Origin of the sequence: Rhodococcus sp. C1, from assembly GCF_020809065.1 — a bacterium.
Lineage (GTDB): Bacteria > Actinomycetota > Actinomycetes > Mycobacteriales > Mycobacteriaceae > Rhodococcus_F > Rhodococcus_F qingshengii.
Map to the genome: position 1 here is coordinate 4,156,621 of NZ_CP078080.1, position 12,055 is coordinate 4,168,675.

At 63.0% G+C, this 12,055-nt stretch carries 11 protein-coding genes; 5 read left to right on the top strand and 6 right to left on the bottom strand.

The window, feature by feature from the left end:
• Positions 1-106: 106 nt before the first annotated feature.
• A complete protein-coding gene (locus KTR60_RS18950) occupies positions 107-880 on the bottom strand; it encodes an SWIM zinc finger family protein (protein ID WP_047270178.1) in 774 nt (257 codons plus the stop codon).
• Positions 877-3,693: a DEAD/DEAH box helicase gene (locus KTR60_RS18955; RefSeq protein ID WP_228401150.1), complete on the bottom strand. Its 2,817-nt coding sequence runs from the start codon at positions 3,691-3,693 to the stop codon at positions 877-879. The genes KTR60_RS18950 and KTR60_RS18955 overlap by 4 nt, the downstream gene beginning before the upstream one ends.
• 63 nt (positions 3,694-3,756) lie before the next feature.
• Between KTR60_RS18955 and KTR60_RS18960 the strand changes: the two genes are divergently transcribed.
• Both KTR60_RS18960 and KTR60_RS18965 read left to right on the top strand, forming a co-directional pair.
• The gene (locus KTR60_RS18960) at positions 3,757-4,677 is read left to right on the top strand and encodes an NADP-dependent oxidoreductase (RefSeq protein WP_054827462.1); all 921 of its coding nucleotides are present in this window, start codon (positions 3,757-3,759) and stop codon (positions 4,675-4,677) included.
• Positions 4,678-4,757: 80 nt separating this feature from the next.
• Positions 4,758-5,459, top strand: a complete 702-nt coding sequence (locus KTR60_RS18965) for an HNH endonuclease family protein (protein ID WP_228401151.1) — start codon at positions 4,758-4,760, stop codon at positions 5,457-5,459.
• 1 nt (position 5,460) lies between these two features.
• Here the strand turns inward: KTR60_RS18965 and KTR60_RS18970 are convergent, their stop codons facing one another.
• A complete protein-coding gene (locus KTR60_RS18970; protein WP_030536844.1) occupies positions 5,461-6,693 on the bottom strand; it encodes a metal-dependent hydrolase family protein in 1,233 nt (410 codons plus the stop codon).
• A gap of 158 nt (positions 6,694-6,851) precedes the next feature.
• Here KTR60_RS18970 and KTR60_RS18975 point away from each other — a divergent pair, with 158 nt between their 5' ends.
• On the top strand, positions 6,852-7,487 hold the full coding sequence (locus tag KTR60_RS18975; RefSeq protein ID WP_054187324.1) for a TetR/AcrR family transcriptional regulator C-terminal domain-containing protein: 636 nt from the start codon (positions 6,852-6,854) through the stop codon (positions 7,485-7,487).
• On the opposite strand, the gene KTR60_RS18980 is transcribed toward KTR60_RS18975, so the two are convergent.
• Positions 7,474-9,048, bottom strand: coding sequence for a molybdopterin-dependent oxidoreductase (locus tag KTR60_RS18980; RefSeq protein ID WP_020908339.1), 1,575 nt, complete (start codon positions 9,046-9,048; stop codon positions 7,474-7,476). The two genes, KTR60_RS18975 and KTR60_RS18980, sit on opposite strands and share 14 nt — an antisense overlap.
• 127 nt (positions 9,049-9,175) lie before the next feature.
• On the opposite strand from KTR60_RS18980, the gene KTR60_RS18985 reads away from it, so the two are divergent.
• Positions 9,176-9,994 (top strand): shikimate 5-dehydrogenase, encoded by an 819-nt coding sequence (locus tag KTR60_RS18985; protein WP_007726117.1) that lies wholly within the window; start codon positions 9,176-9,178, stop codon positions 9,992-9,994.
• A 13-nt stretch (positions 9,995-10,007) separates the two neighbouring features.
• The gene (locus KTR60_RS18990; protein ID WP_003941357.1) at positions 10,008-10,469 is read left to right on the top strand and encodes a DUF6328 family protein; all 462 of its coding nucleotides are present in this window, start codon (positions 10,008-10,010) and stop codon (positions 10,467-10,469) included.
• 1 nt (position 10,470) lies between these two features.
• On the opposite strand, the gene KTR60_RS18995 is transcribed toward KTR60_RS18990, so the two are convergent.
• Both KTR60_RS18995 and KTR60_RS19000 read right to left on the bottom strand, forming a co-directional pair.
• Positions 10,471-11,307, bottom strand: coding sequence for a sulfurtransferase (locus KTR60_RS18995; RefSeq protein ID WP_070160843.1), 837 nt, complete (start codon positions 11,305-11,307; stop codon positions 10,471-10,473).
• Positions 11,308-11,329: 22 nt separating this feature from the next.
• A complete protein-coding gene (locus KTR60_RS19000; RefSeq protein WP_003941342.1) occupies positions 11,330-11,953 on the bottom strand; it encodes a LysE family translocator in 624 nt (207 codons plus the stop codon).
• Between the last annotated feature and the right edge of the window lie 102 nt (positions 11,954-12,055).

A 12,055-nucleotide genomic window follows, 5' to 3' on the forward strand; every position in this document is an offset into this window, starting at 1 on the left:
CGACGACAACGACCTGAAATCGCAGGCAGGTCCCGACCGGACCGGTCCAATTAACGATACTGGAATTTACGACAGGAAACTAGCACCAGTCCGGAGTTGTCCGATTTCAACCGTCCAACCGTCGGTAGATGGACCGTATTTCGTCCAAGGCGACGTTCTGCTGAGCCATGTCCAATCCCAATGCCGCAACCGCCTCGCGCAACCGCCTGATATCCAGATCGTCGATCGCCGCGCGAAAAGGCACCTTCGGTAGCGCAGGGAGGGCAGCCGCGATTCCGAACCAATTCTCGACGTCCACCGAAACAGTCGACTCGTCTTCCACTCCCCCGATCAACTGCTCCAGGTCGACCCCGCGAAGTCTCAGCAACCTGAGCGGATCGGTGTCGATTCGCTCCGCGGTCAAGAACGCCACGGCCGCAGCGTGTTTGCACGGCCAACCGACATCGGGGCAGGTGCAGTCGAAGCGAAACGCCGACGGACCGTCCGGTATCAGTTGAGCAGCAAGCATGTCCGGCACAACGCCGGACACCAGTGCGGCAAGACTTCCCGGCACTCGGCGGATCTTGGTGATGATGTCGTCGATATCCGATTGATCGAGGGTGTCGATCGACAGCGTGGAAACGAAAGGTTGAAGTTGGCTGCCCTGAACCTCGGCCGTCACCACTCCCGGTTCGATGTCGAGCGCCAAAACCTGACCCGAACGCGCATACGTTCGCCCACGCGTGACACGAGGTTTGTCGCCGATCTCTTCGACGACGCGGACAAAAGCCTTGCCCCAGAATGTCCTCCCGAACGCTGGACGAGGCTTGACCGGCGCGGGTGCTCGCCGTCGAGGCCCGGTGTACTCACTGAAATCGGGGCCCTTACCGCGCGGACTCATTCGCCCACCGCGTCGTCGCCGAGTCGCAACAACTCGTCCAGTTGCTCGACGCTCATCTCCGTCACCCAGTTCTCACCCGTCCCGACTGCAAGTTCGGCGAGTTCACTTTTACTCGCGATCATCGTGTCGATTCGCTCTTCCAAGGTTCCGACGCACACCATCTTGCGTACCTGAACGTTCTTTCTCTGACCGATGCGGAAGACACGGTCCGTCGCCTGGTTCTCTACCGCCGGGTTCCACCATCTGTCGAGGTGAACCACATGGTTGGCCGCCGTGAGATTCAGACCCGTGCCGCCGGCCTTGAGCGAGAGCACCATGATGGGCGGGCCGCCTTCACCTTGGAATGCCTCGACCATTGCGTCGCGCCCGGCTTTCGACACTCCGCCGTGGAGAAACGGAACTTCGGTGGTGAACCGGTCGGCCAGGTACGGCACCACCAATTCGCCGAACTCACGAAACTGTGTGAACAACAGAACCTTCTCGTCGTCGCCGATGACCGACTCGACGATGTCCTCGACCAGTCCGAGCTTTCCCGAACGGTGTTGCCCGCGGCGCATCACCGGCGAACCGTCGCGCAGGAAGTGCGCGGGATGATTGCACACCTGTTTGAGTTTGGTCAGCGCAGACAGGACGGCGCCCTTGCGCTTCATCCCTTCCGTCCCCTTGATCTGCGCCATCATCTCGTCCACCACGGCGCGGTACAACGCGGCCTGCTCTTCGCTGAGATTCGCTCGAACCGTCATCTCCAACTTCTCCGGGAGATCCGCGATCACGGCGGGATCGGTCTTCACGCGCCGCAGCACAAAGGGGGACGTGACGGCTCGCAGTCGCGAGACGGCAAGCTGATCTTTTTCCCGCTCGATCGGTACGACAAACCTTTTGCGGAACATCTGCTCCGAGCCGAGTACACCGCGATTGGCAAAATCGAGGATTGACCGCAGCTCGTCCAGTCGGTTCTCCACCGGCGTTCCGGTCAGAGCAACGCGATGATCCGCGGGGATGCTGCGAGCAGCTCTCGCCTGAGATGTCTTGGCGTTCTTGATGTGTTGAGCCTCGTCGAGCACTACGCGCCGCCAGTCGAGATCCTTGAGCGCCGCGACGTCGCGGGTCATGAGCGCGTAGGTGGTGATCACGAGGTCACTCTCACGAACTGCCTGTTCCAACTCCGCCCCGGTAGCGCGATCCGAACCGTGATGAACGTAGACGCGCAAGCTCGGCACGAATCGCGCCGATTCACGCTGCCAGTTACCCACAACCGACATCGGGCACACCAAAAGGGTTGCTGTCTTGGACTTCTCGTGCGCAAGTAACGCCAACAGTTGCAGCGTCTTACCCAGACCCATGTCGTCGGCCAGAACAGCGCCGAGCCCGAGAGCACTCATGTACGCCAACCAGTCGAGACCGCGTCGTTGATACGGACGCAAAGTCGCGTTGACCGTCGACGGTACCGCCACCTGCCGCGGAGCCACCGACTGGTCGAGCAGTGCAGAGGCCCATCCAGTTGCTTTCACTTCCTCGACCGGCAGGTCTTTGAGGTCGTCGGCGATCAAGTCCTTGATCAGATCGACGATCGCTCGGTCCCCGCTCGAGTGCCGCTGACTGACAAAACGAGCCGCGCGGGCCAGGACGTCTTTGTCCGCCTGAACCCACTCGCCGCGCAACTGGACCAGATCGGACTTCGCATCGACGAGTCGGGTCATTTCCTCGGCGGTGAGCACCTTGTCTCCGAGCGCCAATTCCCAATCGTATTCCAGCAATTGGTCCATACCGACCGTACGATTCTCCGCAACGATCGGAGATGCTGCCGAGGTCACGCGCACACGCAGGGATGGAGACACCACGTTCCATGCGCGAGGAAGCAGCAGCGTGATCCCTCGCTCTCGCAGGACAATCGCGCCGTGTCCGACCAGGTCCATCACGACAGGTGTGGGCAGCAACAGGTCGAGGCTGTCCTCGTCACGCGGCACGTCGCGAAAACGTGGGTAAGCCTTGATTGCGTCTTCGAGCTTGCGGCTGCCGAGCTGGATACGTTTGGGATCTGCCCGGTGCAGTCGAACACGTTCGGGCGCTTCACCTTCAGGACGCAAACACACTTGCAGACGCCACAGCGCATCGTCGTCGGGATCGGAATTGTCGTCGAGTTCAGGCTCGATCAGCCGCAGAACCAAGTCCGGCTCTCCGGCGGTGAACGTCGACCCCCATTCGGCGAGTCCCTCGGCCGCTCGTACCGACACGTCGTCGAAAGCGTCCCCGGACAACACGGCCTGCCACAGCGGGGTCTGCACCACCGGATGTGAGTCCCCGAGAGCACGACGAACGATCGGGTCCGTGAGTTCGTTCGTGATGTCTTCGATCGTCGCCCTCGGCGAACCGACCGCCCGCTGCACCGGCGGCATCGCCACGACCAGTTCGCCGATCCAGGCGCGCTGGCGTTCCCCCACCGACAACTGCCAGCGTGGCCACCAACTTCCTTCAGCCCGCGTCAGTGCGGGGACCACCCGTCCGGCGCGCACCCACCGGTCGATTCCTCGCGTCACGTGCACGAGAAAGTGCAGGTCTCCCGCGATTCGCTGGTCGTCGGCCTTGAACCGCAGCAGGAGATCGACTGCGTCCGGCGGCGCCAACGCGACAGCTGCGTACTCACTCTGCAAAGGTCCGCCAGGTACGGGCGGCATAGCGATATTCACACGATGACGGAACTTACGATGCAGGACAGCACTGACCGGATCACGGGGATCGTCGGTCCCGGCACCGTCGTGCCCGTCGACCCACAGTTTGAGCCCCGATCCCGGTGACCAGAGTCCATGCAGCATCAGACCATCCAATCAGGTGCCACCGACACCACTTCCGGCCTACCGGGCAATAGGCTGGCAGGCATGACGACGGCATACGGCTTCACCGAGTACGGCGGACCCGACACACAGTCCTACTTCGACGTCACCTTGCCCCCGCCCGGTGCCGGCCAACTGCTGGTGTCGGTCCGAGCGGCGGGCGTCAACCCCGCTGACTGGAAAGTTCGCGCGGGTACTCGAAAAGATACTGTCCCGGTGACGCTGCCTGCGGTTCTGGGCCGCGAAGTGTCCGGTGTTGTCATCGGAGTAGGTCCGCGGGTCACCGAGTTCGAGGTCGGCGACGAAGTGTTCGGCGCTACCGCGACCGGCTTCGGCGGCTACGCCGCGTCGACATTGCTCAACGTCTCCTCGACAGCACACAAGCCGCCTACCGTGTCCTGGGCCGATGCCGCAGTGCTGACGGTTGCGGCAGGAACGGCCTACGACGCACTCCACGATCTCGGTCTGAAACCCGGGGCGACACTCCTGCTGCTCGGCGCCGGCGGCGGCGTTGGTCGCAGCACGATCGCGCTTGCTCTGGCGCGGAGTATCAACGTGATCGGTGTCGCGAGCGAGTCCAAGAGAACCGCGATCGAGGAAGCGGGAGCACGTTGGGTTGCGTCGGGGGACGGCTTCGCAGACGACGTGTCCGCGTTGTCCCCAGTCGGAGTGGACGCGGTTTTCGACCTGGTCGGCGGGGACACTCTCACTCGCGGCGCTGAGCTCGCCCGACCGGACGCACCGATCCTGAGCATCGCCGATCCTCTGGCGGCGAGCCGACTCGGCGGCGGTGGTGTCGAACGCCGAAGAACTACAGCAGTATTCACGGAGGTCGCGGCGCTCGTGGCCGACGGGATCCTCGACCCGTCCGTGTCCGGGCGGTACCCATTCTCCCGCGCTGGGGAAGCGCTCGCTGCAGTCGAAGACGGCCATGCCGCCGGCAAAGTGGTGATCGAGTTCGGCTGATTCCTGTCGGACCCCGATGGTTCAATCACCGTCTACGACGGACGGCGTTGAATCACCGTCTACGACGGACGGGGGCACAGGTGGTTGCACGGTTATCTGCGATCCTGTCGACGCTCGTGCTCGTATGTCTCGTCGCGTCCTGCGGATGGGTCGGGGACGAGCGTCTCGAGTCGGCCCCGGGCAGCCCGACACGATCGGAGCTCGAATCGCTGCTGTCCCGGACCGCGATTGTCGACAACCGCCCACATCCGGGTGGATACGAGCGCGGCTGCGGTAACGGCGAGGCCTGCGTCTTCGGCCCCGCGTGGTCCGACGACCAGGACGCACCTGGTGGCCACGACGGGTGCGATACCCGCAACAACGTTCTGGCCCAAGATCTCTCGGACGTGGTGTTCAAACCGGGAACACGTGACTGCGTCGTACTGTCGGGCGCGATGACCGACCCGTACTCCGGAGATCGCATCGAATTCGAACGCAGCCAGGCCAAGTCCGTCCAGATCGACCACGTCTTCCCACTCGCCGCGGCTTGGGACTTCGGCGCGAACTCCTGGACGCCCGCGCTTCGGATGAGGTTCGCGAACGACATGTCTCTGAACCTGTTGGCCGTCAACGGCCCCGACAACCAGTCGAAAGGCGACAGCACGCCCAGTGAGTGGTTGCCGCCCGATCCTGCATACCGATGCTTTTACGCCGGCAAGTACTTGACCGTCGCGATTTCCTACGGCTTACCGGTCAGCCGGGCGGATCACTCGGCGTTGACAGAACTCGCCACTCGCTGTTGAGCTACCGGCCGTCCTTCACCACTCGACCGCTCTGAATGACGAGTGCGATGCGCTCACGATCGGCAAAGATGGACGGATCCGTCAACGGATTGCCGCGGAATGCAACGAGGTCGGCGAACTTGCCGACTTCGATGGTGCCGACCTCGTCGGCGATACCGAGAATGTCGGCGTTGATCCGGGTAGCGGAAACCAATGCGTCCATCGGGGTTTCGACCTTGGCGCGCAGGACCAGCTCCATTCCCCGGCCCGTTTGATCGGTACCGATGAGGTCCGATCCCAAGCCCACTCTGACGCCGGCATTTCGAGCAGCAAGAAGCCCGTCGATCTGACCCTGCATCATCTGGCCGATCCGAGCCGAAATCGATTCGGGTAGACCCGCCGACGCCGCACTGTCCGAGAGCGCCTGCACCACAGCCAACGTCGGCACCAAGGCGACGTCGTGCTCGGCCATCAACTTGGCGGTCTCGTCGTCGATATCGGAGCCGTGCTCGACGCATTTTGCCCCGGCTGTGACAGCGTTACGGATTCCCTCGTTGTTGTGAGCATGCACCGTGACATAGGTACCGCGCGCATTGGCTTCCTCGACGGCAACTTCGATCTCGTCGACCGTGAACTGGGTATCGGTGAGCTTGTCATGAGTGGATACCACTCCCCCGGTAACACACAGTTTGAGGAAGTCCGCGCCCCTGCGGAACGTCTCGCGAACGTTTTTTCGCATTTCGTGCGGACCGTCGGAAAGCAGAGACATACACCGTAATCCGGGGATGTCATGATCGGACCAGTCCGAAGTCGGCTCCCATTCGGCCGCCAGGTGTCCGTGTCCACCGGTCTGGCACTGGATCGGGCCGCACTGAATGATCCGCGGACCCGGAATCTTGCCCGAGGCGACAACTCCGGCGAGTCCACCGTCGATTCCGCCGCAGTCACGAACAGTGGTGAATCCCCCGTCGAGGGTCGATGCGCAGGTCGCGAACATGTCTGCAGCGAGCTCCGCTACCGAGATCTGACGCCGCAGACTCGGTGCGAGATCGCTCGATCCACCGAGATGAACGTGCGCGTCGATGAGGCCGGGCGTGATTGTCAGCCCGGTGCAGTCCAACACCTCCGCCCCCGCAGGTGGCGTGCCACCGAGTGCACTGATCCGCCCGTTTTCCACAGCAACAGCGCAGTTCTCGATCGGGTCGGCGCCCGTCCCGTCGATGATCGTTGCACCGGTCAGCCATACGACAGACATTTTGAATGTTCCTCCGACGTGTACCGATCGCCGGAAGATTCCGCCGACATACCGAATAGGGTTCGGTTAGTATGATGCATACCGGCTCCCGAAATCAAGGAGTTGTCATCACTCGATGAAGTCCGAGATTGCTGACGAATCCCTCACCAGGAGAATCGATGCCGCGTCCCACTCAGCCGATACTGTCCACGCGAAACATCACCGACGCGGCTCTGGATGCTGTCGACGCAACCGGCGACTTCACCATGCCCGGGATCGCCAAGCAACTGAACGTGACTCCGTCTTCGCTCTACACACATATTTCGGGTCGGTCCGAGATCGTCGAACTCATGCGCATCCGCGTGATGTCGTCGATCTCTGTCCCCCACCCACCCCCAGGATGGAGCGAACGGATCAGCGCGTGGGGGTGGGCCTATCGCCGAGCTGCCGTCGAACATTGGCGCCTCATCCCGCTACTCATGACACGCAGCGTCCGCACCGAGGTGACTTTTGATATCGATACTGCACTGGTTCAAGCATTTTCGGACGGCGGTTTCGATCCGACCGACACTCGTCACGCAATCTCCACGCTGGACAGTTTGGTTCTCGGATCCGTCGTGAAACTCTCGACGCCGGATGTCGCGTGGACTCAATCCTCCAACCCGAGCGAGGTCACGCGCGAGGCCACGACCCCGCTGCGAACCGACGACACGTTCGACTTCGGCCTGCGAACCCTGATCGCCGGATGGATGGCTCAGCGCGTTGTTCGTCTGTATACCGAACCTCATTCGGATTCCGACGTCACTTCACGGTGAACGACCTGGTGTGCCATCCCGTGGCGCCACCGGGAATCGGCGGAGTGCGCTCTTCCACCTGAACGTTCCCGTCCAAATCCGTCGCTCTGACCTGCACCGTGTGCAAACCCGAGCCTGCATCCCACATCCACGACCATTGACGCCAGGTGTCGATCGAGTACTCCTGCGCCAGTGTCGCCGGTTGCCATTCACCGTTGTCGACGCGAACCTCGACCTTCTCGATCCCGCGATGCTGCGCCCAGGCCGTTCCCGCCACCAGCACCTGGCCCGGCTCGATGGGAGCCAGAGCTGCCGGCACCTCGATACGCGAGGACGTCTTGATCGGTGCCTGCGCACCCCAACCGCGCTGGGTCCAATAGGCCTCGACCTTGTCGAAACGCGTGAGTTCCCACTCCGTCACCCACTTGGTGGCGGACACGAAACCGTACAGACCGGGAACGACCTGCCGAACGGGATAGCCGTGCTCGAACGGCAACGGCTCACCGTTCATCGCCACGGCGAGAATCGCGTCACGGCCGTCGGTGACTATCTCGACCGGGGTGCCGACTGTGAAGCCGTCGACGCTGGTCGAGAGGAGCATGTCGGCGTCGGGATGGACACCGACTTCGTCGAGCAGGTCCTTCATGGGATAACCGATCCACTTCGCGTTCCCGGCCAGAACGCCGCCCACCTCGTTCGAGACACACGTCAGCGTGATGACTCGCTCGATGGGCGTTCGCGCCACCAGATCGTCGAACGACAACGTCATCTCGCGGTCCACCATTCCGTGAATCCGCAGTTCCCACGAATCCGTTGTCAATTGCGGAACGAGGAGTGCAGTGTCGATTCGGTAGAAGTCGTCGTTGGGCGTGATGTACGTCGACGCACCCGCAATCGCGATGTCCGCACCCGCCGGAATCGGCGGCGCCGGGTCAGCGGCGGTGGGCACGACAAAATCTTCACGATTCGCTACTGCTCCGGCGATTCTCTGCCCCACGAACTTCCCGGCCGCACCCGCTGCCGCAGCCACTGCCAACGCCGCACCCGCAAGCAGGAGGAACTGACGACGAGGCAACCACGAGTCGGCGACGCCCGGCGAGAGCGGCACTTCGAGTTGTGTGATCAGCAACCGCAAGGTTGCGACGCCCGCCACCACACCGACCAGTGTCGGGAACACGTACATCGCGTCGGCAGTCGGGCGCTGCATCGCCGCATACACACCAACCGCGCCCAGAAGAACAAGGATGACACTGCCGATCGGGCGGCGTCGCCGTTCCAGGAGCCCGGCCACCGCACCGAGCAGAACGATCAAGATCGACATTCCGATGAACAGCGCCGGCTTGTCATTGGTACCGAAAGTGTCGATCGCGAACTCGCGAGCCCACGCCGGCGTTCGGTCGACGGTAGTCGCACCTACCGCGTAGAAGGGCGACGCGTCCGGGTTGATCGGCAACGCAACCAGTTCACCGACGCCCAGGACGACAGCCGCGGCCAAGACCCCGGAGATCGCGTGAGCAGCCCATCTACGACGCGGTGGACGAGATTCGGTGCTCGGGTGCTCGTCGATGTTCTGTGTGACCATGTCGTCTCGGCTCTGTCGGTGCGAGTGGTGCTTCGATCGGATACCCGACATTCGGCGCTGCGGGCCATCCGGATGGGTGCACTCCTCCATCAAGAACTACTCCGAACTCGCGATTAGAGTGGGAACGATGACCGTCGACCTCAACAAGGACACGCTCCTGTGCATGTCGCTCTCCGGGCGACCGAGCAACATCGGCACCAGATTTCACAATTACCTCTACGAGGAATTGGGCCTGAACTTCGTCTACAAAGCCTTCACCACCGAAGACGTGCCAGCCGCGATCGGCGGCATCCGAGCACTCGGGATTCGAGGCTGCGGGGTGTCGATGCCGTTCAAGGAACAGGTCATCGAGCACATCGACGTCATGCATGATTCGGCCAGCGCCATCGACTCCGTCAACACGATCGTCAACGAGTCCGGAGTGCTGCACGCCTACAACACCGACTATCAGGCGGTGGCCGATCTACTGCGTGACAACAACGTCGACACGAGCCTGTCCGTCGCTGTCGCCGGCAGCGGTGGCATGGCAAAAGCAGTCGTCGCCGCGGTGCGCGACACCGGATTCACCGACGTCACCGTGATCGCCCGCAACCAGCAAGTGGGGTCATCGCTTGCGAAGCAGTACGGCTTCGACTGGCAGGCCGAACTCGGTGAGCTTCGTCCCGGTGTGCTGATCAACGCCACCCCGATCGGTATGTCCGGCGGCGCAGAAGCAGATGCACTGTCGTTCCCCGAGCACGCAGTGCGCGCAGCCGATGTCGTCTTCGACGTCGTCGCGATGCCTTCGAAGACGCCACTGATCGCGTTGGCGACCGAACTCGGCAAAACGGCGATCACAGGAGCGTCGGTCATTGCCCTTCAGGCCGCCGAGCAGTTCGTTCTCTACACCGGTGTGCGCCCGAGCGCGGAGCAGATCCAGCGAGCGTCGGAATACTCACGGGCGTAGGAACCACGTCGCCGTGAACGAGACCGGGGAGACTCCACCTCAACAACTCGCGCGGAACTTCAACGAGTTGTTGCAAGAGCTGCGCGTCGCGCTCTCTGGTGTGCAGATCCTGTTTGCCTTCCTGCTGGCCGTGGCATTCACCGAACGCTACGAGGAAGCGTCGGCGTACATCCGCGGCATCCACTTGGTGACAGTGATCCTTGTTGCCATCTCGTTCGGGTTCCTGATGGCACCCGCGGTCTGGCATCGCATGCTTTTCCGCCGTGGGCACCGCGAGAACATATTGCCCGTGGCCAACCGATTCGCCCTGTGCGGCATAGCCTTTCTGGCCGCCTCCATGACCGGCACGGTCCTGTTGATCGCCGAGGTCGCCGTCGGCGGAGTTGCCGCAAAGGTTTTGGCAGCGTGCGCCGCGATCATGTTCACGGCGCTGTGGTTTCTCGTGCCGTCATTCATCGATCGCACCAAGAGCTGACTCAGGCTCCGGTGTCGACGGCGCGAGTGCTGTCGTTGGACCACTGTGACCACGAGCCCGGGAACAGCGTCGCGTCGTAGCCGGCGATCGCGAGCGCCGCGATCTCGTGCGCTGCAGTCACTCCGGATCCGCAGTACACCGCCACCTTGTCTCCGACGCCCAGTCCGGCGAATCGCTCACGCAGGTGGGTCGTATCCAGGAATCGCCCGTCGCCGGTGATGTTCTCGGCGGTCGGCGCGTTCACCGCACCGGGGATGTGCCCTGCGACGGGATCCATCGGCTCGACCTCGCCGCGGTACCGCTCCCCGGCTCGGGCGTCGAGAAGGACACCGCCCTCGCTCGTCCAGTTGCCGACACCGTCGATGTCGACAGTCGGCATGTTGCCGCCGGTGACAGTCACGTTGCCCGGGCTGACGGACTCGCCGATACCGGCCGCCAACGGCAGTCCTGCGGACTCCCAGGCCTGCAGCCCGCCGTCGAGCAGTCGGACGTCCGAGAGCCCGGCCCACCGCAGCAGCCACCAACCACGGGCCGCGGCCGTGTTGCCGGTGGCGTCGTAGAGCACCACCGAATCACCGTCGTCGATTCCCCAACGACGCGCAGCGGCCTGCAGGTCTTCGAGACTCGGCAGCGGATGCCTCCCCTCGTCCGGCGACGGCGGCGAGGCAAGTTCCTCGTCGAGGTTCACGAATACCGCACCGGGAATATGGCCGTCGCGAAAATGCTGCTCGCCGTTCGAATCACCCAGCGCCCATCGGACATCGAGCAATCGCGGCGCAGCGCCGGCCTCGATGAGAGCGGACAGTTCTTCGACGTCGATCAGCACGGGAAGTGTCATGAGCCCATCCTGACACGACCACTCATGCAACCCCGAAGAAGGCACCGAGGCCCACCAACAACACTCCCGTCACCACGTCGATTCGCTTCCCGACGCCAGGGCGACGCAGCTTCTTGCCGGCTCCGGCCGCCAACACCACCACGATCGCCCACCACAGTGCCGCGGCGACCACCGTCGCGCCCGCCAACATCAACGTCCGCAGCCCTGCGCCTTCACCCGGCTCGATGAATTGCGGGAGTAGCCCGAGAAAGAACAACAACGCCTTCGGGTTCAGCAGGTTCGAGAGGAAGCCGTAGCGAAATGCCGTGGTGACCGCGATCGGTTCTTTCGCTGCCGGAATTCCCTCGTCCGAGGCGCGGGCTTTGAAAGCACTTCGAATCGCGGAGATGCCGAGCCAGGTCAGATATGCCGCCCCGGCGTAGGTGAGCGCGGAGAGCAACTGTGGCCGTGTCGCCACAAGTGCGGAGAGACCCAGTGACGCGGCAGCGGTGTGAACGAAGAGCCCGGAAATCACACCGGCGGCCACCACCGCGCCGGTCCGACGATCTGCTAGAGAATGACGCAGGATCAGGACAAAATCCGGTCCCGGCGTGAACAGGACGATGGATAGCAGGGAGCCGAAAGCGAGCCATTGACCGACACTCATCCGAAATACCTCACACCCGAGCTGATTCGAGACACATGTTCATGCCAGGAGTGTGCAACTGGATCCGGGAAGTTCAAAACGACTCCGGATATAGTTCGGCAG